Consider the following 26,225-nt stretch of genomic DNA (forward strand, 5'->3'; position numbering starts at 1 on the left):
AAATATATAAGCAATTGCCCTCAGAATAATGTTGCCATTTAAGATATAAGGAGGGTTTGTGCATGTTAGAAATAGAAAAGCCAATAATTGAATGTATAGAGACAAATGAAGATGGTACTTATGGTAAATATGTAGTTGAACCGTTAGAAAGAGGATATGGTATAACACTTGGAAATGCTCTAAGAAGAATACTTTTATCATCACTTCCAGGTGCAGCTCCAACATCAGTTAAAATTGATGGAGTACTACATGAATTTTCGACTGTACAAGGGGTTAAAGAAGATGTTACAGAAATAATATTAAACATCAAATCTTTAGCTTTAATAATGAATGGTGAAGGTCCAAAGACAATATATATAGATGCTCAAGGACCAGGAGAAGTTACAGGTGCAGATATAAAGACTGATGGAGATGTTGAAGTTATAAGCAAGGATCTTCATATTGCTACATTAGATGATAATGGTAAGTTATATATGGAAATAACAGTTAATAGAGGAAGAGGATATGTTACTCAAAATAAAAATAAGAGTGAAGATCTTCCATTATCAGCTATTGCTGTAGACTCAATTTATACACCAGTTAAAAGAGTTAACTTTACTGTTGAGAATACAAGAGTAGGTCAAATTACTGACTATGATAAGTTAACATTAGAAATCTGGACTAATGGAACTATTAAGATAGATGAAGCTATAAGCTTATCAGCAAAAATTCTTATAGAGCATTTTAAATTATTTATGTCATTAGGAGATAGTACTAATGATGTAGAGATTATGATAGAAAAAGAAGAAGATAAGAAAGAAAAAGTACTAGAGATGACTGTTGAAGAGCTAGATTTATCAGTTAGATCATATAACTGCTTAAAGAGAGCTGGAATTAATACAGTTCAAGAACTTGCTGGAAAGTCAATGGATGACATGATGAAGGTAAGAAATCTAGGAAAGAAATCTTTAGAGGAAGTCGAAAGAAAGCTTAAGGAATTAGGCTTAGGATTAAGACTAAACGATGAGTAAGGAGGTAAATCCATATGGCAGGTTATCGTAAATTAGGTCGTCCTACTGACCAAAGAAGAGCTATGCTAAGAAGCCTTGTTACAAGCTTTTTAAAGCATGGTAAAATAGAAACAACTGAAACAAGAGCAAAAGAAACTAGAAAATTAGCTGAAAAGATGATCACTTTAGCAAAAAGAGGTGACCTTCACGCTAGAAGACAAGTTTTAGCTTTTGTTAATGAAGAAGAAGTAGTTCAAAACCTATTTGACAATGTTGCTCCAAAGTACGCTGAAAGAAATGGTGGATACACTAGAATGTACAAAAAAGGCCCAAGAAGAGGGGATGGAGCTGAAGTTGTTATACTTGAATTAGTATAATATGTAGGGGATTAAGTGATACAACTTAGTCCCCATTTTTGTATATAAAAAATTAAATATTATATAAGAACTTAAAAATTTATTTTTAAATTAATTGTAATTAAAGAAATGTATATTATAATATTCTTATGTTAATGTATATACACCAATTGAGTCTTTATATAATACTTAATGAAAGTTAAGCGATAGAAGGAGGGCTATATTGTGAAAGAAGCAATGATTAAATGTGATAATGTATCTTTTAAATATAGGGTAAATGAAGGAGAAGAAGAACGATATGCTGTTAATGGTGTAAGTCTTCAAGTTGAAAAAGGAGAATTTTTAGTAATATTAGGCCATAATGGTTCAGGGAAGTCAACAATTGCTAAACATATGAATGCTCTTTTACTACCCTCTGAAGGAACAGTAATAGTAGATAATCTGAATACTTTAGATCCAAATAATTTATGGAAAATAAGATCCAAGTCAGGTATGGTATTTCAAAATCCAGATAACCAATTAGTAGCTACTATAGTTGAAGAAGATGTTGCCTTTGGACCAGAGAATCTTGGGGTTCCACCAGAAGAAATAAGAAAAAGAGTAGATGAAAGTTTAAAAAAGGTTGGAATGTATGAGTATAGAAGACATGCACCACATTTGCTTTCAGGAGGTCAAAAACAAAGAGTAGCTATAGCTGGAGTGTTAGCAATGAAACCAGAATGTATAATTTTTGATGAACCAACAGCTATGTTAGATCCATCAGGAAGAAAAGAAGTATTAAAAAATATCAAAGATATAAATGAAAACTATGGAATAACTATAGTGCTTATAACTCATTATATGGATGAAGCAGCTCAAGCGGATAGGGTAATAGTTATGGATGATGGAAAGATAATATTAGAAGGTAAACCAAGAGAAGTATTTTCTAATGTTAAGAAAATGAAGGAAATAGGGTTAGATGTCCCTCAAGTTACAGAACTATGCTATGAATTAAAGAATACTGGGATAAATATAGATACAAATATTTTAAATGTAGATGAGATGGTGAATGCGATATGTCAATTAAAATAGAAAACTTATTACATGTTTATATGCCAAAGTCACCTTTTGAAAAAGTGGCTTTAAATAATGTCAATATAGAAATAAATGAAGGGGAATTTGTTGCCCTTATAGGTCATACAGGCTCAGGAAAATCAACTTTAATTCAACATATGAATGGATTACTTAAACCTACTTCAGGAAGGATAATAGTTGATGGACAGGATATAACAAAAGATGGAGTAAAGCTAAGTGACATAAGAAAAAAAGTAGGATTAGTATTCCAATATCCAGAATATCAGTTGTTTGAAGAAACAATAGAGAAGGATATTGAGTATGGGCCTAGAAATTTAGGACTTGAACAAGAGGAAATTACAGAAAGAGTCAAAAAGGCTATGAAAATGGTAGGCTTAGATTACGAAAGTTACAGAAATAAGTCCCCTTTTGATTTAAGTGGTGGACAAAAGAGAAGGGTTGCTATAGCAGGGGTAATTGCCATGGAGCCAAAGGTACTTATTTTGGATGAACCTACAGCTGGATTAGATCCTAAAGGTAGAGATGATATTTTAGATCAAATAAAAAATTTACATGATGAATATAAGATGACTATTATATTAGTTAGCCATAGCATGGAGGATGTTGGTAAACTTGCAAAAAGGATTATAGTTATGAATAATGGTGAAGTTGCGTTACAAGGAACTCCAGCTAGAGTTTTTAAAGAAGTTGAAACTTTAGAGAAAATAGGATTAGCAGTACCACAAGTAACTTATCTTATGAGAGCTTTGAGACAAAAAGGTTTTAATGTGTCAGATGAAGTTTATACTATTAGTCAAGGAAAAGAGGAATTACTAAAATTATTAAAGGAAATTAAAAACTAGGGGGATCAGAAATGATAAAAGATATAACTATAGGTCAATACATACCAGGCGAAACCTTTGTTCATAAGTTGGATCCTAGGACTAAAATAATTTTATCAATTTTATTTATTATTTCTTTATTTATCGTAGATAAATTTGTTGGATATATTTTAATAGTTGGATTTTTAGCATTGACAGTATATGTTGCTAAACTGCCACCTAGATATTTATACAAAGGGCTGAAACCAGTATTTTTTCTAATAATTTTTACTGCAGTTTTAAATGTATTTATGATAAAGGGAACAGCAGATTCATTAATTTTTGAGCTTGGGTTTATAAAGGTCTATACTGAAGGATTAAGAACAGCAGCATTTATGGCATTAAGGCTTATATTCTTAATTATGGGAACTTCAGTATTAACATTAACCACATCACCAATAGAATTAACAGATGGGATAGAAAGATTATTAAGACCTATTGGAAAAGAAATGGCGCATGAGCTTGCTATGATGATGACAATAGCATTAAGATTTATACCAACTTTAATGGATGAAACAGATAAAATTATGATGGCTCAAAAGGCAAGGGGAGCTGATTTTGAAAGTGGTGGATTAATCCAAAAGGCAAAGAGTTTAATACCACTATTAGTTCCTTTATTTATAAGTTCTTTCAGGAGAGCAGATGAACTTGCTATGGCAATGGAAGCTAGAGCTTATAGAGGTGGTGCTGGGAGAACAAGAATGAAAGAGTTGAGATTTTCTAATAAGGATACTATAGCTTTTTTAATATTTTTAGTGTTGTTTATAGGAAGTTTAATAGTTAGATTTATACTATAAGAAAATAAAGGTGATAATATTATGAGAAATATTAAGCTTACTTTAGAATATGATGGAACTAATTATTTAGGTTGGCAAAAGCAAAAAGTAGGAACAACTTTACAGGGAGCTTTAGAAGAAGCTATTAAACTTTTAACTAATGAAGAAGTTGAAGTTACAGGTAGTTCTAGAACTGATGCTGGTGTCCATGCAAAAGGATTTGTAGCTAATTTTAAAACAAATAGTAAGATACCAGCTGAAAAGTATAGAGAAGCCATAAATCATAAATTGCCTGATGATATTATAATTTTGAAGTCTGAAGAAGTAGAAGAAGAATTTCATTCACGATATGATGCTAAAGGAAAAACTTATTCTTATTCTATATTAAACAGGGATATTCCATCGGCAATATATAGAAACTATTTATATCATGTAAAACGAAAATTAGATGTAGAATATATGAATGAAGCTTGCAAGTATTTTATTGGCACTCATGACTTTTCTGCTTTTAAAACAAGTGGAAGCTCAGTTAAGACAACAGTAAGAACAATAACGGAGTTATATGTAGAAGAAACTGGAGATATAATAAAAATTTATGTAACAGGTGATGGATTTTTATATAATATGGTTAGAATAATAGTTGGAACACTTATTATGGTAGGATTAAATAAAATTGAACCAGTAGAAATAAAAGATATTATTGATAGTAAAGAAAGAGATAAAGCAGGAATATGCGTTCCTGCCAATGGTTTAGTACTAGAAAAAGTATATTATTAAAATAAAAAAATAATTGAAATAATGGAACAAAATATATTGACACACCCGTATGCGTGTATTATAATAGTTTTGTTTGTTAGAATAATTTATGTATATAAGATCCACTAGCCCCGGGTCTTGACATAAAAGCAGTTACTTAAAAAAAGTAAGGCACAAATGTAAGTTCAGGGAGGGAAAAACATGAAATCATACATCGCTAAGGCGCAAGAAGTTGAAAGAAAATGGTATGTTGTTGATGCTGCTGGTAAGCCACTAGGAAGAGTTGCTAGCCAAGTTGCTTCAATTTTAAGAGGAAAAAATAAACCAACATTTACACCAAATGTTGACTGCGGAGATTTCGTTATAGTAATCAATGCTGAAAAAGTTGTTTTAACTGGTAAGAAGTTAGATCAAAAATTAATGAGAAAGCATAGCTTATATCCAGGTGGATTAAAGGAAACTCCATACAGAGAAGTATTAGCTAAGAAGCCTGAATTCGCTTTCGAAGAAGCTGTAAGAAGAATGCTTCCAACAGGTGTTTTAGGAAGAAAAATGCTTAAGAAGTTAAAAGTATACAGAGGTACTGAGCATGGACATGATGCTCAAAAACCAGAAGTACTTGAGTTAAAGTACTAATACATGCTCGGGAGGAGGAATAAAAATGGCAAAAGTTCAATACATGGGAACTGGAAGAAGAAAAAAATCAATAGCAAGAGTTAGACTTGTACCAGGAAGTGGTAAAGTTATTATAAATAACAGAGAAATAGAAAACTATTTCGGATTAGAAACTTTAAGAATGATCGTTAATCAACCATTAGTTTTAACAGAAACTAAAGACAGATTCGACGTTTTAGTTAACGTTCACGGTGGTGGATTCACAGGTCAAGCTGGAGCAATAAGACACGGAATAACTAGAGCTTTAATAAAATCTGATGAAAACTTAAAGTCAGAATTAAAGAAGGCTGGTTTCGTAACTAGAGATCCAAGAATGAAGGAAAGAAAGAAATACGGTCTTAAGAAAGCAAGAAGAGCTCCACAATTCTCAAAGAGATAATATTTGGAAGCTTACAAACCTCGCAACCCATATGGTTGCGAGGTTTATTTTATATATATAAATATTATGATAGATTAATATTAAAGTAATTTTATAAAGATAATATTAAAATTGGATATTTGAAAAAATTACCACATTAAAATGGCTTTAAATGTATGTTTAATTACTTAACAAATGTTAAGAAATAATGTAAACTTATTTTGTAAAAATATTGTTGAAAAGGAGAATAACTTTGGAATCATTAATGGTTATAATAAAGTTACTTGGTGGTTTAGGACTATTTATTTATGGAATGAAGATCATGGGGGATGGTCTAGAAAATGCTGCTGGAGATGGATTAAAGTCAATTCTTGAAAAAGTGACGAAAAATCCAATTATTGCTGTTATAGTAGGTGCAATAGTTACAGCAGTTATTCAAAGTAGCAGTGCCACAACAGTAATGGTGGTGGGTTTTGTTAATGCAGGCCTTATGAACTTGGCTCAGGCAGCAGGCATTATAATGGGAGCTAATATAGGTACTACAATTACAGCGCAACTCGTTGCATTTAAGTTAGATCAAATTGCTCCGTTATTTGTATTTGTCGGAGCGTTAATGGTTATGTTCTCTAAAAAGAAGAAGAGAAAAGATGTTGGAAATATTATTTTAGGTTTTGGAATATTATTTGTTGGTATGGGACAAATGAGTGCTGCTATGAAGCCGTTAACTCAATTACCAATATTTAATGAGATCATTGGAACTGTGGGTGGACATTGGTATTTAGGAATAATTGCAGGGGCAATTATAACAGCTGTACTTCAAAGTTCTTCTGCAACTACAGGTATCTTAGTAGCTTTAGCAACTGCAGGTGCAATAGATATTAAAGCTGCATTACCAATAGTATTTGGATGTAATATAGGGACTTGTATAACTGCGATGTTAGCATCAATAGGAACAACTAAGACAGCACGTAAGGCAGCAATACTTCACTTAATATTTAACTTAGGTGGTACGATAATATTTATTCCAGTATTATTAAGTGGAATTTTAGGTGAGGCGGTATCTGTTATAAGCCCAGGAGATGTTAGTAGGCAAATAGCTAATGCACATACAGTATTTAATGTAGTAAATACTGCTATAATGCTACCTTTAACAGGCTTATTAATAAAAACAGTTAATATGATAATTCCTGGTGATGATGAAGATGAAAAAGCAGGTCCAAAATACATAGATGATAGATTATTGGAAACACCAGTAATAGCTGCTGGACAAGTGGCTAAGGAAACATTAAGAATGGCAAACAAAGCTAAAAAAGGTTTAGCTTTATCATTAGAAGCTTTTGAAAATAATGATGAGAATCTAATTCAAAAGGTTTATGAAAATGAAAATATTATAAATACATTAAATGAGGCTATTACAAATTACTTAATTAAGCTTTCAAAATGTGAGTTATCAGATAAAGAGCAAAGCATAGTTGCAGCAACATTCCATATTATTAATGACATTGAAAGAATAGGTGACCATGCTGAGAATATAGCAGATTTAACATTACAAAAAATAAATAAGAAATTAGAATATAGTGAAGATGCTATTAAACAAATAAAAAATATGTACCAAAAGACTTCTGAATCTTTAGAAATGGCAATAAATAGTTATGCAAATAAAGATATAGATAAAGCTAAAGAGGTAAACACAATAGAAATCGAAGTAGATAAAATGCAAAAGAAATATAGAGATTTACATATAAAAAGACTTTATGATGGAACTTGCAATGCTTATGCAGGTGCTATTTTTCTAGATTTATTAAGTAATTTAGAAAGAATTAGCGATCACTCAATGAATATAGCAGAAAGTGTTATAGATAATAGTTAATATTTTAATAAGATGCTACTTAATAACATTAATTGATTATTAAGTAGCATATTTATTTTTGTATTGGAATATATATTTTGATCATAAAAATTATAATAAAAATAATAGTAAATAAATCGATAAAATGGACATAATATTTTTATAAGTATTAATAAAATATGGAGGAATATCAATGAAGAAAATAAAATTAGCATCCTTATTGATAATAGTATTTACTATTATTTTTATGCCTATAAAGACCATGGCTGTAGGTGAAGAGAAAATTATCCTTATAGATCCTGGACATGGAGGTTTTGACGGTGGTGCCAAATCTAAAAATGGAACGATAGAAAAGGATTTAAATTTACAAATAAGTTTGAAACTCAAGGAAGTTTTAGAAGCTAAAGGATATAAAGTTTATTTAACAAGAGAAAATGATGAAGCTTTGGGTAATAGTGGTTCTACCATTAAAGAAAAGAAAAGAGAAGATTTAAAAAAGAGAAGAAATATGAAAAAAGAAGTAAATTGTGATGTTTTTGTATCTATTCATCAAAATATGTTTCCTCAAGAAAAATGTTATGGTGCACAAGTATGGCATGGATCTAATGAAATAAGCAAAAAATTAGCGAATAATATCCAAGAGGCTGTAAAAGAGATAGTTAAAGATAATAATAAAAGAGTTTCAAAACCAGCAGGAGATGCCTATTTAATATTAAGAGATGACTACAAAGGAGCTTCGGTATTAGTAGAATGTGGTTTTTTATCAAATATGGAAGAGGAAAAAAAGCTACAAACGGAAGAACATCAAAATTTATTAGTTGAAGGCATTTACTTGGGAATAGAAAGATATTTTGAGGATATAAAGACTAATTAACAAATAATTTCCGGGGAAATACATCAAAAATCACTATGTAATAATAAAATAATATATAAATTTACATAAACAATGAGTTATAAGAAAATTTATGAATTTTTATATAGCTCATTGTTTTATTTTATATTTTTAAGCTATTATTAGGGACTGAATTAAAAGAAGATAGAATTAAATAAAATAAGTTGTAGAATATAGTTGTCAAAAGTAGAACTATTAAAATGTATACAAAGTAAGTTGCATATTTAGATAGTTTATTATTCATAACAGCTCCTAATTAGAAGTATTTACTAAAATATAATAAATGTAAGATCAAAATATGATAAAATATTTATAGTTATTTTTAGTAAAAGGAGTAGGCAAATGAGAGAAATTCATATTGAGAAAGTTCAAGAGGTTATTGAAAAATTATGTATTGAAGCAAATTATAATTTATCTAATGATGTATTTAATGCTTTAGATAAAGCTAAGAAAAATGAAACTTGGAATTTAGCAGGAGATATATTAGATAAGATAATAGTAAATGCTGAGATAGCTAAAAGTGAGAGTATGCCAATTTGTCAGGATACAGGTATGACTTGTATATTTGTAGAGATTGGACAAGAAGTTCATATAATTGGAGGTAGTCTTGAAGAGGCTATAAATGAGGGAGTTAGAAGAGGATACAATAATGGATATTTAAGAAAATCAGTAGTTAAAGATCCTATAGATAGAATTAATACAAATGATAATACACCAGCTGTTATTCATTATAAAATAGTAACTGGAGATAAACTTAAAATTACAGTAGCACCAAAGGGATTTGGATCTGAAAATATGAGCCAAATAAAAATGTTAAAACCAACAGATGGAATAGATGGCATAAAGGAATTCATTATAAAAGTTGTAAGGGATGCTGGACCTAATCCATGTCCACCTATGATAGTTGGTGTTGGTATTGGGGGTACCTTTGAAAAGGCAGCATATTTATCTAAAAAAGCTTTAATAAGGTCTATAGATAGTAAAAATGAAAATAAGTTTTATAGTGATTTAGAAGATGAGTTATTAGAAAAAATTAACAAATTGGGAATTGGACCACAAGGCTTTGGGGGAAAGACAACTGCTTTAGGAATCAATATAGAAACATATCCAACTCATATAGCAGGATTACCAGTTGCAGTAAATATAAGCTGTCATGCAACTAGACATAAGGAAGTAATTTTATAGGGGAGGAAAATTATGGACATAATGATAAATACACCATTAACATATGAAAAAATAAAAAAATTAAAGGCTGGTGATAGAATACTATTATCAGGAACTATATATTCTGCTAGGGATGCGGCTCATAAAAGATTAATAGGGTTATTAGATGAAGGAAAAGAACTTCCTATTAATATTAAGGATGAAGCTATATATTATGTTGGACCAACTCCTGCAAAAGAAGGACAAGTTATCGGATCAGCAGGCCCTACAACGAGTTATAGAATGGATGATTATTCTCCAAGACTCTTAGATTTAGGATTAAAAGCTATGATAGGTAAGGGCGCTAGAAATGAGGAGGTATTGAATTCGATAATAAAAAATAAAGCTATTTATTTAGGAGCAATTGGTGGAGCAGCAGCTTTAATATCTAAAAGGATAGTTGCATCAGAAATCATTGCCTACGAAGATTTAGGAGCAGAAGCAATTAGAAAGATGGAAGTTAAAGATATGCCATTAATAGTTATTATAGATACAGAAGGTAATAATTTATATAAATTAGGACAAGAGGAATATCTTAGAACAGCTAAGAATTAAAAAATAATAAATGGAAAATAAAATATAATTATAAGATCTATAGACATATTAATACTAAAATAGACTTTAATAAAGACGATTGAGAGTGAGTATAATATGTCTATAGATTAGTTATATAATTAAATTTTGTAGAAACCTTTTCCGTTAACTTCAGAAACATCTATTATTGTAATAAAGGCTTTTGGATCTATTCTTAAAATTTTATTTTTTAAGTGAACCATCTGAGAGGATGTTACGGCTATGTACAGCATTTTCTTTAATTCGTGAGTATATTCTCCTTCAGCTACAAGAGAGGTAACTCCTCTATTCATATCTTTAATAACGTATTTGATTATTTCTTCTTCTTTTTCAGTTAAAATTAGTAAAAGTTTCTTGCTGTTAAATCCATTAATAACCTTATCAACTACAATTCCTTGAACGAACATTGATATTAATGTATATAAAGCTTTAGGAAGTCCAAAGATCAATGCACCTATAAAAACGATAATACAATTTAAACCAAAGCTAAGTTTACCAATTTCAAAATTAGAATATTTTTTTCTAACTACCATAGTTATAATATCTGTACCACCAGTTGATCCATTTCTTAAAAACACTAATCCATAGCCAAGTCCAGATAAAAATCCACCATAAATACAATAAAGTAATATATCATCGACTCTCACTAAGCTAGATAAGGGTTTTGTTATCATTAACGATATTGATAAAGATATCATTCCTACTGCTGAGTATAGAGTAAATTTTTTATTTAGCATTTTATAGCTAACAAAAAATAAAGGAATATTAATTAAAAATACTGTTATACCAGAAGGTATATTATATAAATATTGAAGAATAAGTGCTACACCAGTTGCACCACCACTTAACAATTGCGCATTAACTAGGAATAAGTTAACTCCAAGAGAAGCAATTATACATCCAGCAAAGATTAGAATAAAATCTAAAATCATGTGTTTTTTGATTGAAAACTTGTTAAACATCTTTAACTCCTTAAAATTTAAGTAAATCTACAACAAAAATTATATATTAAATATGTAGATATGTTAATATAATTTATCCAATTTAGTATTTTAATAAAAATGTAATTTTTATAATTAGTAAAATACTGCAATATAAGATATTATATTTATAAGATAGAATAATTCAAGGGGTGTTTTATAATATGTTTAATGTTTTAGTTGTTGACGACGAAAAAGAAATTAGAGATGCCATTGACATATATTTAAGAGGAGAGGGCATGAAAGTTTATAAGGCAAAGGATGGTATAGAAGCCTTAGAAGTTTTAGATAAAGAAAAGGTACATTTAATAGTTTTAGATATAATGATGCCAAGAATGGATGGTATTAAAACTTGTTTAAAAATTAGAGAAAAAAGAAATTTACCAATAATTATGTTATCGGCTAAAGGTGAAGATAGTGATAAAATATTAGGATTAAATGTTGGAGCTGATGACTATATAGCTAAGCCATTCAATCATTTAGAGTTAGTTGCAAGGGTCAAATCGCAATTAAGAAGATATCAAAATCCTTTAGAATTAGAAGGGGATAGTCCAGATATAATAGGAGTTAAAGATTTGATTATAAATAACAAAGAAAAGACAGTATTTTTAAGAGGAGAAGAAATCAAGGTTACAGCTACAGAGTTTAAAATACTTCAACTTTTAGCGTCAAATTTAGGAAGAGTTTTCTCCATAAAGGAAATATATGAAAAAGTATGGGAAGAGCCTTTTTATAGAAGCGAAAATACTGTAACTGTCCATATAAGAAGAATTAGAGAAAAAATTGAAATTAATACAAAGGACCCAGAATATATAAAAGTAGTATGGGGGGTTGGGTATAAAATTGAGAGAGAAAATTAAAAATTATTTAACAGGTGTTTGGGGAATAGAAATATTAATATTAGGAATATTATTATTTTTACTAGCCACAGGATATTATCAAGCCTTTAACGATAGTTCTGCAAAAATAGGTGCAGGAACTTTTGATGTTTTAATAAATAAAGAAAAATATGTTGAATCAATGATATATTACGAGAGTAAAAATATATCTAAATACATATACTCAAATAGTAATAACTTAGAAGATATAAGTGCGATACAATATGAAAATGAACACTTATCAGATAATATATATTACTATGATGAAGTTTTCTACGTGTTAATAAATAAAGAAACTGGAGACTTTACAACAAATGATATAAATTTATATAATTCAGTACAACAATATGATAATAATGTTCCTCTATTGGAGGATAATATAAATTTATATTTAAAGGAAATTGGCCTATCCTCAGTTAGATTAGATAATAAGGATAAGTATAATTACTATGTTATGAGTATGTCGGATAAGGTAAATATGAAAGGCATAGACAAATATATTGAAATATATTATAAAAATCCAGCAGCTTATTCAAATCTAATAAGAACAGAGTTATTAATAGCAAGATTTATGATAATTGTAACTATAATTACTTTAGTACTTTTAGTAAAAGTTATATTTAATTCAATATTTAATAGGAATAATATTCATTTAGAAATTAAAGTATTAAAAAGATTGATATTTGTTATAAGGTATGGATATAAGTATAGAAATACAAGAAACAAGATAATTTTTTCAATAAGCGGAGCTATAGCTGTAATTGTAATATATTTATATCTAGTTGCAGGAATAAGAAATCAAAATTTATTAGTAACTTTTTTAACAAGATATCCTTTTAAAGGGACACTAATATTAGTTTTAATACCATTAGTTTGTGTTATATATTCACTTAAAAAAAGTTTAGATGTATCTATAATTAATGATGGATTAAAGAAAATTAATTCTGGAGATTTAGAATATACCTTAGGGGATATAGGAGAAAGAGAAGTTAAGGATTTAGTAAATAATATAAATAAAATTAAAGAAGGATATAAAATAGCTTTAAATGAACAAATTAGAAATGAAAAGTTGAAAACAGAGTTAATTTCTAATGTTTCACATGATTTAAAAACCCCATTAACTTCAATTATTAATTATGTGAATATATTAAATGAACCTAATATAACAGAAGAGGAAAGAAAAGATTATTTAATGATTTTAGATAGAAATTCAAAAAGGTTAAAAAGCTTAATTGAAGACTTATTTGAAGCGTCAAAATTAAATAGTGGGAAGATGAAGATAGAAAAAGAAAAATTAGACATAGTTTCATTAGTTTATCAAGGAATTGGTGAATATTCAAATCTATATGAAGAGAAAAATATAGAATTTAAGGTTAGTTCAAATGAAGATGAAATTATCTTAGATTTAGACGGTAAATTAATGTCTAGAGTTTTTGAGAACTTAATTGTTAACGCGTTGAAGTATTCATTAAATAATACTAGAGTGTATATTGATATAAATTCTGGAGAAAATTCAGTGGAGATATCTTTTAAAAATATTTCAAATTATGAAATGGATTTTAATACAGAAGATATTTTTGAAAGATTTACTAGGGCAGATAAGTCTAGAAATTCAGCTGTAGAGGGTTCAGGAATGGGGCTTGCAATAACAAAGAGCATAATAGAGCTCCATAGTGGAAGTATAAAAATTGAAGTAGAAGGAGATATGTTTAAAATATATCTGATTATACCTAACAAATAATATGTTATAATAAATATAGTTAAAAAATAATTATAATTAAGGAGTGATATTATGTCAGTTTTATTTGTTGAATACCCAAAGTGCACTACTTGTAGAAGAGCAAAGAAGTATTTAGAAGAAAATAATATTGAATTTATAGATAGGCATATAGCAGAAGAAAATCCAACAAAGGATGAGTTAAAAGCTTGGCTTGAAAAAAGTGGATTACCAATAAATAAATTCTTTAATACTTCAGGAGTACTTTATAGAGAAATGCAGTTAAAAGATAAGGTTAAAACTTTGCCTGAAGATGAACTTTTAGATATACTATCTACTAATGGAATGTTAGTTAAGAGACCTATAATAGTTAAAGATGATACAGTATTAGTAGGATTTAAGGAAGAAGAGTGGACTGAAAAATTAAAATAATATTTATTTTAAAGTATTAGGTCTTAATAAATAATTGATATTATCGGCAATGAATGAGAAAGGGAGATATTAAAAGATATCTCCATTTTTTTAGTATATTTTTTAGAATCTCCAATTTTACATGAAGGAAAAATGAAACTATAATGTATCTATATGTTGTATATTTTTACAACAAAGGAGAGAAGATATACTATATATAGTGGAAGGGGAAAGCTATGGATTTATTAGATATTTGTAAGAACTCTTTAATTAGTTTAGATAATGAAGAGGAAGTTTATACGGCAGAAAAGCTTTTAGAAGCGTTAAATCATATAATAAGACCTAATATGAGTAAGGATGAAGTAAGAGATTCACTAATACAAGTTTCATTGGAATTAACTACAGATATGGAGCCAAATTGGCAAAAAGTTGCTGAAAGACTTTATGTATATAAACTATATGATGAAGTAAGAAAAAATAGAAAGTTAACTTCAGATGATAAACTATATGGAAATTTGTACGGTTTTATAGAGGAACTAACTAATAAAGGCCTGTATGGAAAATATATATTAGAAAATTATACTAGGGAAGATATCTTAGAGCTAGAAAAGGAAATTAAGTCTGAAAGAGACTTTTTATTTACTTATAGCGGGATTAATCTTTTAGCAAAGAGATATCTAATTCAAGATTATGACAGAAGTAGATTAGAATTACCGCAGCAGATGTTTATGGGAATAGCCATGCATCTTGCTATTCCAGAAAAGAAAGAAAATAGGGTAGATTGGGCTAAGAGATTTTATGATGTATTAAGTTCTCTAAAAGCAACCATGGCAACACCAACTATGTCAAATGCAAGAAAGCCATTTTATCAATTAAGTTCATGCTTTATAGATGCAGTAGATGATAGTTTAAAAGGAATATATAAATCTCTAGATAACTTTGCAGAAGTATCAAAATTTGGTGGAGGAATGGGAATATATATTGGTAAGGTTAGAGCATTAGAATCTCCTATAAGAGGCTTTAAAGGTGCTTCAGGAGGAGTAATACCTTGGATTAAGTTATTTAATGACACAGCAATTGCAGTTGATCAATTAGGTGTTAGAAATGGCTCTGTAGCAATATGGCTAGATGCTTGGCATAAAGACATACCTGAATTTTTACAATTAAGAACTAATAATGGTGATGATAGAAAGAAAGCCCATGATGTTTTTCCTGGAATATGTTATCCAGATTTATTCTGGAAGTTAGCAGAAACAAATATAGATGCTAATTGGTATATGATGTGCCCACATGAAATTAGATTAGCAAAGGGCTATTCATTAGAAGATTTCTATGGAGAAGAGTGGGAAAGAAGATATTATGAATGTGTTGAAGATGAAAATATAAGTAAAAGAGTTATGCCAGTTAAGGAGATAGTTAGACTAATAATAAAAAGTGCTGCAGAAACAGGAACACCATTTGCTTTTTATAGAGATACAGTAAATAAGATGAATCCTAATAAACATAAGGGAATAATATACTCATCGAACCTTTGCACAGAAATTATGCAAAATATGAGTTCTATGGATATTCAAAAATCAGAGATTGTTGATGAAAATGGAGATATCGTAGTAATTGAAAAGACTAAGCCAGGAGATTTTGTAGTTTGTAATTTATCATCAGTAGTTTTAGGAAATGTAGAAGTTAAGGATGATGAGGAACTTGGATATGTAGTTGAAACACAAATAAGAGCTATGGATAATGTAATAGACTTAAACTACTATTCAGTGCCATTTGCAGAAGTAACAAATAAGAAATATAGATCAATAGGTCTTGGAACTAGTGGATATCATCATATGCTAGCAAATAATTTAATTCATTGGACAGCAGATGAACATAAAGAATTTGCAGATGATGTTTATGAAAGAATAAATTATCATGCCATAAAAGCAAGTATGAATATTGCAAAAGAAAAAGGAAAATATTCTTGCTTTGAAGGATCAGATTGGCAAACTGGTGAGTATTTCAAACTTAGAAATTATAATTCAGATAAGTGGAATAAGTTAAGAGAAGAAGTAGGAACTTATGGACTTAGAAATGGATATTTATTTGCAGTAGCACCAAATGGATCTACAGCAACCATTGCTGGAACATCAGAAGGAGTAGATCCAGTAATGGCAAGATTCTGGCTTGAAGAAAAGAAGGGAAGTATAATTCCAAAAACAGCACCTAACTTAAATGAAGAAAATTATTGGTACTATAATTCAGCTTATAATATAGATCAAAAGTGGTGTATACAAATTAATGGAATAAGACAAAGACATATAGATCAAGGTCAATCTTTTAATTTATATATAACTACAGATTATACTATGAGACAAATTATGAATTTATATATAGAAGCATGTAAGGTAGGGGTAAAATCAATTTACTATGTAAGATCAAAATCATTATCAGTTGCTGATTGTGAAAGTTGTTCAGCATAATTATTAAATATTAAAAATATAAAGCTTCATCTGGGAGGAAAAGCATGGTTATTAATAAGAAACCTCTTTTTAATGAATTAGGAGATATAGAAACATCAAAAAAGAGGATGATAAATGGAAATACAACAAATTTAAATGATTTTAATAATATGAAATATAAATGGGTAGCTGATTGGTATAGGCAAGCTATGAATAATTTCTGGATACCAGAAGAAATAAATCTTGCCCAAGACCTTAAAGACTATAATAAATTAACACAAGAAGAAAGAACGGCCTATGATAAAATTCTTTCGTTCTTAATATTTTTAGATTCAATCCAAACTGCAAATTTATCAAATATAAATAGTTATATAACAGCTAGTGAAGTAAATTTATGTTTAACTATTCAAGCTTTTCAAGAAGCAGTTCACTCACAAAGTTATAGTTATATGCTAGATACAATTTGTTCTCCAGAAAAGAGAAATGAAATATTGTATCAATGGAAAGACGATAAAATATTATTGGAAAGAAATAAATTTATAGGAGAGCTTTATAATAATTTTTTAGAAGCACCAACAGAAAAAAACTTAGTTAAGACTGTAATGGCAAACTATATACTGGAAGGAATTTATTTCTATTCAGGATTTATGTTCTTCTATAATCTTGAGAGAAATGGAAAAATGCCAGGTTCAGCTCAAGAAATTAGATATATAAATAGAGACGAAAATACTCATTTATGGTTATTTAGAAACATATTAAAAGAATTACAATTAGAAGAATCAGAAATTTTCACTGAAGAGTTAAAAGATGAATTAAAAGAAATGATGAAAACAGCAGTGGAGCATGAAATTTCTTGGGGGCATTATGTAATTGGAGATAATATCCAAGGAATTAATAAGCAATTAATAAGCAATTATATTAAGTATTTAGGTAACATAAGAATGAAAGCTATAGGCTTTGATGAAATATATGAAGGACATAGCAAAAATCCAGCAGATTGGGTAGATATATTAGCAGATGCGAATGCAGTTAAAACAGATTTCTTTGAAGCAAAATCAACTGCATATGCAAAAGCTGGAGCTCTAGTAGATGATTTATAATGTAGTAATGAAAAAGAAGGATATCTAAAAACTAATATTTTAGTTTAGGATACCTTCTTTTTATGATTAAATTTTATTTTAATTGAAATATTAGGGAAAATTTTTAGATAAAATATGCTTATATAGTAATAATATAGATAAAATAAATGAAAAATAAAATTAAAGATAGAAAATAATAAAAATTGCGTGTATTCTTATTAACATAAAGAAAAAATATGTTATAATACATAGTAGTTGTAATTTATAAAAATAGATTAGTACGTTCTATAAAATTCATATATTTTTTGAATTTATAGCTATTATTTAAGGAGGAATCTCAACAATGAAAAAAGGTATAGCCGCATCTAAAGGATATGCAATAGGAAAAGTATTTTTACAAGAACATGAAGAGATAGTTATAACAGATGCAAAGGTTTCTGACGTAGAAGCTGAAAAGGAAGTTCTAAGAAAAGCTTTAGATCAATCAAAATCTCAATTAAGCAAAATAAGAGATAAGGCTTTAGAAGAAATTGGAGAACATGAAGCTCAAGTTTTCGAAGCTCATCTTACTTTATTAGATGATCCAGAATTCACTGGTGGAATGTTACTAGAAATAGAATCAAATAGCATAAATGCAATGAAGGCAGTTGAAAGTGTTACTAATACTTTTGTAATGATCTTCGATTCAATGGAAGATGAATATATGAAAGAAAGAGCTGCTGATATAAAGGACGTTTCAAAGAGAATAATCTCTAATCTAGCAGGAAAAGGTGGAGATGCTTTTGCTATAACAGAAGCAAACACAGTAGTTGTTGCACACGACTTAACTCCATCAGATACAGCTCAATTAGATAGAAGTAAGGTAGTTGGTTTCTTAACTAACATTGGAGGAAGAACTTCTCACTCAGCTATCATGGCTAGAACATTAGAAATTCCTGCAATAGTTGGATTAAAGGATATAACTACTTCAGTTAAAAATGGAGATATGGTTATAGTTGATGGTATCGAAGGTATATGTATAATAAACCCAGATCAATCAGTTATCGATGAATATACTGCAAAGAGAGAAAAGTTCTTAGCAGAACAAGAAGAGTTAAAGAAATTAATAACTGTTAAGACAGTTACTAAATCAGGAAGAAGAGTTGAAGTTTGTGGAAATATAGGATCACCTGCTGATGCTGAAGCAGTAGTTGCAAATGGTGGAGACGGTGTTGGATTATTCAGAACTGAATTCTTATATATGGATAGAGACTCAGCTCCAACAGAAGAAGAACAATTCGAAGCATATAAGAAGGTTCTTGAAATAATGGATGGAAAGCAAGTTGTTATAAGAACACTTGATATCGGTGGAGATAAAACACTTCCATACTTACCATTACCACAAGAAATGAACCCATTCTTAGGTTATAGAGCAATCAGATTATGTTTAGATAGAAAAGATATATTCAAGGTTCAAATCAGAGCATTACTTAGAGCTTCTGTATATGGAAATCTTGCAGTTATGTTCCCAATGATTTCAGGCTTAGAAGAATTCCAAGCTGCAAAAGAATTTGTTGAAGAATGTAAAGCTGAATTAAGAGCAGAAGGAAAAGAATACTCAGAAAAAATCCAATGGGGTATAATGGTAGAAATACCTGCTGCTGCTGTATACGCTGATGAGTTAGCTAAGCATGTAGACTTCTTCTCAATTGGAACTAATGACTTAATCCAATATACATTAGCTGCTGACAGAATGAGTGAAAAGGTATCATACCTTTACAACCCAATGCATCCAGCTGTATTAAGATTAATAAAGATGACTATAGATGGAGCTCACAAACATGGTAAGTGGGTTGGAATGTGTGGAGAAATGGCAGGAGATGAAACTGCTATCCCAACATTAGTTGAATATGGTTTAGATGAATTCTCAATGAGTGCTACATCAATATTAACAGCTAAGAAAATAATATTAGAACAAGAATAATTAAATTTTTAAAAAGTCGCATACTATAAATGCGGCTTTTTTATTTTATAGATAAAATTATATTAAATATAATTATTAAGGTGGTGAAGGAATGAAAAAAATTATAGAAATGTTTATTTGCTTTTTTAAAATAGGAGCTTTTACCTTTGGAGGAGGTTATGCTATGATTCCTTTAATTGAGGAAGAAGTAGTTAATAATAAAAAGTGGATAAATAAAGACGAGTTTATGGATATATTAGTAGTTTCTCAAAGTCTTCCAGGAGCTTTAGCAGTAAATTGTTCAATATTTTTAGGATATAAAATATCAGGATTTCTTGGAGCTATCATGGCATTATTAGCAGTGATTTTACCATCTTTTTTAATTATACTTTTAATTGCAGCTTTCTTTATGAAATTCAGAAATAATTATTATGTTAATGCAGGTTTTATGGGTATAAATGCAGCAGTTCCATTATTAGTTTTAGTTGGTGCTATTAGCTTAAGTAAGGGATTAGAAAAAAATATTAGAACAATATTAACTATTATAGTAGCTCTCATAGCTTTAGTACTTTTTGATATTCATCCAGTAATAGTAATAATAGTGTCTGCCATATATGGAGTTATATTTTTAAGAAAGAAGGTGGAGTAGTTGTATTTATTAATTAAACTATTTTTAGCATTTCTTAAAATTGGAACATTTAGCTTTGGTGGTGGATACGCAATGCTACCATTTATACAAAAGGAAATAGTTGATAATAATAATTGGATTAGTATAAGTGAGTTTATGGATATTATAGGTGTATCACAAATGACACCAGGGCCTATTGCCATAAATTCAGCTACTTTTGTAGGGTATAAGCTTTCAGGAGTACTTGGAAGCATTATGGCAACATTAGGAGTTATATTTACATCCTTTGTATTAGTTTCTATAATAAGCAAGATGCTAGAAAAATTTAAAGAATCAACTGTAATAAAAGCAGCTCTAATGGGTATGAGACCAGTATTAATTGCATTAATAATTAAAGCTTTTTTAGATTTAGCTAAAGAGTCATATTTAGATATAAAAAGCTTAATAATAGCTGGAATTATTGGATTAGTACTATTAAGCAAAAAAGTACATCCCATATTAGTAATAGTGATAGCTACAATTATAGGAGTAGTATTTTATGGTTGATATTAATTAAATTTATAAGGATAATGTAGGATAAGAAATTATAAATTCATAGGAGGATTACATGATAAAGATAATTAAAAAAGTAAAGGTTTATGCTCCAGAGTATTTAGGAGTTAAGGATGTTGTTATATCATCTAATAAAATTGAAGGAATATATGATAATTTAGATATACCAGAAAATTTTATTAACATCGAGGTTATAAACGGTGAAGAAAAGCTATTATTTCCGGGATTTATAGATAATCATGTTCATATTAATGGAGCTGGTGGTGAAGGTGGCTTCAATATGAGAACACCTGAAATTAAATTATCAGATATAACTAAGGCGGGAATTACAACAGTAGTTGGATGTATAGGAACTGATGGAGTTTGTAGAGATATGGCAAGCTTAATAGCAAAAGCTAAAGCCTTAGAAGAAGAGGGAATAACTACATATTGTTATACTGGGTCTTATGAAATACCAGTAAAAACTTTAACAGATAGTATTAAAAAGGATATTATGTTAATAGATAAGATTATCGGTATTGGAGAAATAGCAATCTCAGATACTAGAAGTTCTCAAGCAACATATGATGAGTTAATTCAAGCAATAGCTCAATCTAGAGTAGGTGGATTATTATCAGGAAAATCAGGAATAGTTAATATTCATCTAGGAGATGGAACTAGAAAGTTAGGCTATTTATTTAGATTAGCAGATGAAACAGAGATTCCTATAACTCAAATTCTTCCAACTCATATAAATAGAAATGGAGATTTATTTAAATCAGGAGAAGAGTATATTAATAAAGGTGGATATATAGATTTTACTACAAGTACACCAGTAGAGCTATTAGCACCAGGAGAATTAAGAGCTAGCGAAGCATTAAGCATTTTAATAAAAAATAACTCCAATACTAAAAATGTTACATTTTCATCTGATGGGAATGGAAGTATGCCAACATTTGATGAGAAGGGAAGATTAATAAAAGTAGGTATTTGTTCAGTAGCAAGTTTATATGGAGAGGTTAAAGAGTGTATCACTACGTATAATATTCCAATAGATGATGCAATTAAGGTTATAACTTCAAATGTTGCGAAGGTATTAAAGTTAAAAAATAAGGGATCAATAGAAATTGGAAAAGATGCAGATTTAGTTTTAGTTAATGAGGATAATCTACAAATAGATACTGTTATAGCTATGGGAAAGATTATGGTTAAGAATGGAGAAGCTATTGTGAAAGGAACCTTTGAGGACTAAAAGTATAAATTTACTTGGCTTAAGTCTTTAATATAAATTACCATGAAAATGGAAATGGCTGTCTTTATGGCAGCCATTTCTTACTTTCTATAAAATTATATAGAAGTACTTTTTTAGTAACTTGTTTTAAAAAATAAATGTTGCCCAATAAGTTTACTATCTGATTTTTCAACATCCTGCATCCAAGCACATGTAGCTATATCAGGATTATAAAAGAACAAAGCTTCATTAGTAGGATCATTTCCTTCAATAGCATCATAAACAGCATCATAACATTCTTCAGTAGGAAGAACATTAATTTCACCATTATTTACGCAAGAAAATGCATTTGGTTGAAAAACAACTTCCTTAACGCTATTTGGAAATCCAGGGGTCAACACTCTATTTAAAATAACCGATGCAACTGCAACCTTACCCTCGTAGGGCTCACCTTTACTTTCAGCATAGACTATTTTAGCCATTAGGTCTAAATCTTCTTTGGTTAAATAAATTAAGTTGTCATTGTGGTTAAAAACTTCAACAACTTTTTCTTTTGGAATATTTATTAATATAGTATTCAATTCATCATTTAAATTTTTCTTCCTCATTTCTATAGTATCGCTATAAGCAAATACTTTAATTTCTGCTGAAAATAAAAGAGTTATTAATAAAATAAATATTGTTTTTAAATATTTCATAAACAACCTCCTTTTGGATAATAGATATCCAAAATTATTATTACCAAAAGGAAAATTTTAATACTAGAAATTTTTTAATTTATTTTCATAAGATTCATAAGCCTTTAGGACATCATTTCTTTTTGATGTAGAATTCTTATAATTTTTAGTAATTTGCTCAGAAGCGTCATCTGCATTTGAGGATATCTTTTCATATATTACAGCTTCTTTTATAGTATTTAAATAAGCTGAATAAGTATTTAAATATTCATTTAAGGATTCATATATTTCCATGCAACCTTCTGGAATAGATAAGAAGGCCAACTTATCCTTTAAATTATTAAAGGTGTCCTCTTTATTATATATATCATCTATAATACCTTGAAAATCTCTCTTATCTTCTCTTATTTTATTGATTGCTAAAGTTAAATCTTCATTCAAATAAGTAATGTCATCATTAAAACTTTCAAGTGTATATATAAAATCTTTTTGTTGACTATTCTTAAAATCCGAATCTCTATTAATTTTAATTAATGTATTCATATAGTTGTTGAAGTTGTCTATAAATTTTAAGGAGTCATCTGAAAAACTTATTTTTATATTATTATCTACTAGTTTTGAGTAATCTAAGATACAGTTTTCTTTAAAAGTGTTGAATTTATTTAATTCATCATTATCTTTAACATTCTCTGGATTAGACAAAATTATAAGACTATTGTCATACAAGTTTATTGTGGAGTTTAAAGCATTAGTTAAATTTTTCTTTAATGATGAGACATCAGAAGATTCACTATTAACTTCTGAAACAGATATAAGAATTTCATTTAGGCTTTCAATACCTGTAGACAATATCTCTTTAGTATTATTTGTATCTATAGTTAAGTCTTTTACTCCATTAGTAAGAGTTGAATTAACATCATTTAACTCTTCAGCTAGATTTTTTAAATATCTTTTTGTTCTATTATCTTTTGAATTATATGTCATGAAAAATAAAGAAAATGATAATATAAATAGTAATAATAAAGAAGCAATAACAATATTTTTATGCTCTTTAACATAAGTAAAAAAATTTTTATCCATAAATAAATCACCCCTAATTCTCTTTACATAAATTTATATTATAGAAACTCTTAAAATATTATTAAATTAATCAAAAAAAATAAAGTCTTATACTAAGATAATATTAATTGGTGTATAATTAAAATATATAAGTAGTTGGGGGGACCCTTAGATGCAAGAAATAAGTACAATTTTAATTAACACAATAAAAAACATATCAGTTTCATCAATTTTAGATATATTAGTGGTTGCATATATTTTTTATAAAGGATATTCATTAATAAAAGAAACGAGAGCAGAGCAACTTTTAAAAGGTATTATTTTAATGATTATACTTATACCAATAAGCTATATATTAAAGTTAGAGGTGCTTAATTTTATATTAAATAAAACTCTTACTATAGGATTGCTATCAGTAGTGATTATTTTTCAACCTGAAATAAGAAGAGCTTTAGAACATATAGGGAGAAGCGCATTTGAAGAGATTCACATTATTCAAGATGCTGAAAAAAGAAATATAACTGTAAATGAAATAGTAAATGCAGTATGTAATTTGGCTGAGACTAAAACAGGAGCATTAATAGTAATAGAGCAAGTAACTAGGCTTGGAGATGTGTTAAATTCAGGTACTATATTAGATGCAAATGTAACATCAAATTTACTTGAAAATATCTTTGTAGTTAATACACCATTACACGATGGAGCAACTATTATAAGAAATGATAGAATATTAGCTTCAGGTTGTGTATTACCTTTAACGAATAATAATAATATAAATAAAAAGTTAGGAACAAGGCATAGAGCTGCTATAGGGTTATCAGAAATCTCAGATGCTATAGTTATTATAGTTTCTGAGGAAACAGGAGTTATATCTTTAGCTATTAATGGTAGATTAACAAGGAATTATAATAAAGAGAAATTAAGAATTATTTTACTTAAGATGCTACAACATAGTGATAAGAAAAATGTTAAATTTAAATCAGCTGGGGAGAAGGTGAAGGTATGGATAAAAAGGAAAAAAGCAAGATAGTAGTACCTATAATATGCCTTTTAATATCTATAGGCTTGTGGGTTTATGTTACTAATGTAGAGAATAAAATAAGAACTACTGAAATTAGTAAGATACCAGTTGAATTAATTAATTCTGATGCTTTAACTTCATCTAAATTAGCTTTAACTCCTGGACAAGAATTTTATGTAACATTAAAAGTAGAAGGAAATACTAATGATATTAATAAAATAAAAAAAAGTGACTTTAAGGTTCAAGTTGATTTAAGTGAATATGTTTGGAAAAAGGGAGAAAATAAAGTACCAGTTTCAATAGTTGATTATCCAATTACAGTTAGTATAAGAAACACTAATACCTTAACTGTAAGCATTAATATAGAAGACATGGTAGAAAAGACTATGCCTATAACATCTAATATTAAAGTTACTCCTAAGTCAGGATATTTTGCTTCAGAACCAACTATAACTCCAGAAGAAGTCAAAGTAACAGGAGCAGAATCTGCGGTAAATAAAGTATCTAAACTAGTAGTAACGGATAGTAAAGAAAATATTAATGAGGATATTGTTGATAACTATCCAATAGTACCAGTAGATGAATCAGGAACTGAGGTAACAGATGTTAATCTTTCAGTAGAAACTGCAAAAGTTGAAATAAATGTTAGTAAAGGAAAATCAGTTAAGATAAATGTAGCTACCGTTGGAGAATTACCGAGCACCATGAAATTAAAGTCTATAGAAAGTAGTAGAAAAACGGTAGAAATTATTGGGCCTACTGAGGTATTAGATACTATAAATGAGTTATCGACAACTGCAATTGACCTTTCAAGTATAACTGGAAACCAAGATGTAAACCTTAGTGTTATAATACCTAACGGAGTAAGTGTAGCTCAGGGAGAAGAGTTGTTAACTGCAAGAGTTAATGTTATATCTATGACAACTAAGGAAATTAGTGTTAAATTAAATATTACTGGATCTGTTGATGGGATAAAAGTACTTCCCAATAAAGAAAATATCAAAGTAACGATAAAGGGTTTTGAAGATGAATTATCAAATGTTACTGAAGAAAATATTATAAATTCTTTGGATATTAGTAGCTATAAGGAAGAAGGAACTTTTGATGTTGAACCAAAAGTAACATTGAAAAATCTAAGTGAAAGCATATCCATAGAATCAGTAGAACATGTTACTCTTACAGTATCTAAAGAAATTGCGCAAGGATCACAAGAAAGCAATAATAACAATAATAATAGCGACAATACTCAAGGGTCTGGAGAATAAT

At 28.8% G+C, this 26,225-nt stretch carries 26 protein-coding genes; 23 read left to right on the forward strand and 3 right to left on the reverse strand.

Going from position 1 to position 26,225, the window contains the following annotated elements; translation table 11 throughout:
• The first annotated feature begins 62 nt into the window (after positions 1-62).
• From ACQPVP_RS10680 to ACQPVP_RS10735, 12 genes are all read left to right on the forward strand, one after another.
• Entirely contained in the window at positions 63-1,010 is a 948-nt protein-coding gene (locus tag ACQPVP_RS10680) for a DNA-directed RNA polymerase subunit alpha (protein ID WP_430840833.1), read from the forward strand.
• 14 nt (positions 1,011-1,024) lie between these two features.
• Complete coding sequence (gene rplQ, locus ACQPVP_RS10685) at positions 1,025-1,366, forward strand: 50S ribosomal protein L17 (RefSeq protein WP_008681157.1); 342 nt, start codon at positions 1,025-1,027, stop codon at positions 1,364-1,366.
• Positions 1,367-1,570: 204 nt separating this feature from the next.
• Positions 1,571-2,416, forward strand: coding sequence for an energy-coupling factor transporter ATPase (locus ACQPVP_RS10690; protein ID WP_430849780.1), 846 nt, complete (start codon positions 1,571-1,573; stop codon positions 2,414-2,416).
• The gene (locus tag ACQPVP_RS10695) at positions 2,401-3,261 is read left to right on the forward strand and encodes an energy-coupling factor transporter ATPase (protein ID WP_430849782.1); all 861 of its coding nucleotides are present in this window, start codon (positions 2,401-2,403) and stop codon (positions 3,259-3,261) included. The genes ACQPVP_RS10690 and ACQPVP_RS10695 overlap by 16 nt, the downstream gene beginning before the upstream one ends.
• A gap of 11 nt (positions 3,262-3,272) precedes the next feature.
• On the forward strand, positions 3,273-4,076 hold the full coding sequence (locus tag ACQPVP_RS10700; RefSeq protein WP_430849784.1) for an energy-coupling factor transporter transmembrane component T family protein: 804 nt from the start codon (positions 3,273-3,275) through the stop codon (positions 4,074-4,076).
• A 21-nt stretch (positions 4,077-4,097) separates the two neighbouring features.
• Positions 4,098-4,832, forward strand: a complete 735-nt coding sequence (gene truA / locus ACQPVP_RS10705; protein WP_430849786.1) for a tRNA pseudouridine(38-40) synthase TruA — start codon at positions 4,098-4,100, stop codon at positions 4,830-4,832.
• 180 nt (positions 4,833-5,012) lie between these two features.
• On the forward strand, positions 5,013-5,447 hold the full coding sequence (rplM, locus tag ACQPVP_RS10710) for a 50S ribosomal protein L13 (RefSeq protein WP_008681152.1): 435 nt from the start codon (positions 5,013-5,015) through the stop codon (positions 5,445-5,447).
• 25 nt (positions 5,448-5,472) lie between these two features.
• Positions 5,473-5,865: a 30S ribosomal protein S9 gene (gene rpsI / locus ACQPVP_RS10715; RefSeq protein ID WP_430849788.1), complete on the forward strand. Its 393-nt coding sequence runs from the start codon at positions 5,473-5,475 to the stop codon at positions 5,863-5,865.
• 232 nt (positions 5,866-6,097) lie between these two features.
• On the forward strand, positions 6,098-7,714 hold the full coding sequence (locus ACQPVP_RS10720; RefSeq protein WP_430849790.1) for a Na/Pi cotransporter family protein: 1,617 nt from the start codon (positions 6,098-6,100) through the stop codon (positions 7,712-7,714).
• 172 nt (positions 7,715-7,886) lie between these two features.
• Positions 7,887-8,567, forward strand: coding sequence for an N-acetylmuramoyl-L-alanine amidase CwlD (gene cwlD, locus ACQPVP_RS10725; RefSeq protein ID WP_430849792.1), 681 nt, complete (start codon positions 7,887-7,889; stop codon positions 8,565-8,567).
• A gap of 360 nt (positions 8,568-8,927) precedes the next feature.
• Complete coding sequence (locus tag ACQPVP_RS10730; RefSeq protein WP_430849794.1) at positions 8,928-9,770, forward strand: fumarate hydratase; 843 nt, start codon at positions 8,928-8,930, stop codon at positions 9,768-9,770.
• A gap of 12 nt (positions 9,771-9,782) precedes the next feature.
• Entirely contained in the window at positions 9,783-10,343 is a 561-nt protein-coding gene (locus ACQPVP_RS10735) for a Fe-S-containing hydro-lyase (protein ID WP_430849796.1), read from the forward strand.
• Positions 10,344-10,462: 119 nt separating this feature from the next.
• On the opposite strand, the gene ACQPVP_RS10740 is transcribed toward ACQPVP_RS10735, so the two are convergent.
• Positions 10,463-11,323, reverse strand: coding sequence for a YitT family protein (locus ACQPVP_RS10740; RefSeq protein WP_430849798.1), 861 nt, complete (start codon positions 11,321-11,323; stop codon positions 10,463-10,465).
• Positions 11,324-11,505: 182 nt separating this feature from the next.
• Between ACQPVP_RS10740 and ACQPVP_RS10745 the strand changes: the two genes are divergently transcribed.
• The 9 genes from ACQPVP_RS10745 (at position 11,506) to iadA (ending at position 22,223) form a co-directional block, all read left to right on the forward strand.
• Entirely contained in the window at positions 11,506-12,201 is a 696-nt protein-coding gene (locus tag ACQPVP_RS10745) for a response regulator transcription factor (RefSeq protein ID WP_430849800.1), read from the forward strand.
• Positions 12,185-13,960, forward strand: a complete 1,776-nt coding sequence (locus ACQPVP_RS10750) for a sensor histidine kinase (protein ID WP_430849802.1) — start codon at positions 12,185-12,187, stop codon at positions 13,958-13,960. The genes ACQPVP_RS10745 and ACQPVP_RS10750 overlap by 17 nt, the downstream gene beginning before the upstream one ends.
• A 51-nt stretch (positions 13,961-14,011) precedes the next feature.
• The gene (locus ACQPVP_RS10755) at positions 14,012-14,368 is read left to right on the forward strand and encodes an arsenate reductase family protein (protein WP_430849804.1); all 357 of its coding nucleotides are present in this window, start codon (positions 14,012-14,014) and stop codon (positions 14,366-14,368) included.
• Between the two features lie 215 nt (positions 14,369-14,583).
• Positions 14,584-16,812, forward strand: coding sequence for a ribonucleoside-diphosphate reductase subunit alpha (locus tag ACQPVP_RS10760; RefSeq protein ID WP_430849806.1), 2,229 nt, complete (start codon positions 14,584-14,586; stop codon positions 16,810-16,812).
• 44 nt (positions 16,813-16,856) lie between these two features.
• On the forward strand, positions 16,857-17,891 hold the full coding sequence (locus ACQPVP_RS10765; protein WP_430849808.1) for a ribonucleotide-diphosphate reductase subunit beta: 1,035 nt from the start codon (positions 16,857-16,859) through the stop codon (positions 17,889-17,891).
• Positions 17,892-18,213: 322 nt separating this feature from the next.
• A complete protein-coding gene (gene ptsP / locus ACQPVP_RS10770; protein ID WP_430849810.1) occupies positions 18,214-19,833 on the forward strand; it encodes a phosphoenolpyruvate--protein phosphotransferase in 1,620 nt (539 codons plus the stop codon).
• Positions 19,834-19,924: 91 nt separating this feature from the next.
• Positions 19,925-20,461 (forward strand): chromate transporter, encoded by a 537-nt coding sequence (locus tag ACQPVP_RS10775; RefSeq protein WP_430849812.1) that lies wholly within the window; start codon positions 19,925-19,927, stop codon positions 20,459-20,461.
• Positions 20,462-20,986: a chromate transporter gene (locus ACQPVP_RS10780; protein WP_430849814.1), complete on the forward strand. Its 525-nt coding sequence runs from the start codon at positions 20,462-20,464 to the stop codon at positions 20,984-20,986.
• Between the two features lie 61 nt (positions 20,987-21,047).
• Positions 21,048-22,223, forward strand: coding sequence for a beta-aspartyl-peptidase (iadA, locus tag ACQPVP_RS10785; protein WP_430849816.1), 1,176 nt, complete (start codon positions 21,048-21,050; stop codon positions 22,221-22,223).
• Between the two features lie 113 nt (positions 22,224-22,336).
• Here iadA and ACQPVP_RS10790 read toward each other — a convergent pair whose 3' ends face one another.
• A complete protein-coding gene (locus ACQPVP_RS10790) occupies positions 22,337-22,900 on the reverse strand; it encodes a cell wall hydrolase (RefSeq protein ID WP_430849818.1) in 564 nt (187 codons plus the stop codon).
• Positions 22,901-22,963: 63 nt separating this feature from the next.
• Positions 22,964-23,959 (reverse strand): hypothetical protein, encoded by a 996-nt coding sequence (locus tag ACQPVP_RS10795; RefSeq protein ID WP_430849820.1) that lies wholly within the window; start codon positions 23,957-23,959, stop codon positions 22,964-22,966.
• A 151-nt stretch (positions 23,960-24,110) separates the two neighbouring features.
• On the opposite strand from ACQPVP_RS10795, the gene cdaA reads away from it, so the two are divergent.
• Positions 24,111-24,968: a diadenylate cyclase CdaA gene (gene cdaA, locus ACQPVP_RS10800; protein ID WP_430849822.1), complete on the forward strand. Its 858-nt coding sequence runs from the start codon at positions 24,111-24,113 to the stop codon at positions 24,966-24,968.
• Complete coding sequence (locus ACQPVP_RS10805) at positions 24,941-26,224, forward strand: CdaR family protein (RefSeq protein WP_430849824.1); 1,284 nt, start codon at positions 24,941-24,943, stop codon at positions 26,222-26,224. The genes cdaA and ACQPVP_RS10805 overlap by 28 nt, the downstream gene beginning before the upstream one ends.
• Position 26,225: the final 1 nt, after the last annotated feature.

It is taken from the genome of Clostridium nigeriense, from assembly GCF_050585265.1.
GTDB classification, from domain to species: domain Bacteria; phylum Bacillota; class Clostridia; order Clostridiales; family Clostridiaceae; genus Clostridium; species Clostridium nigeriense_B.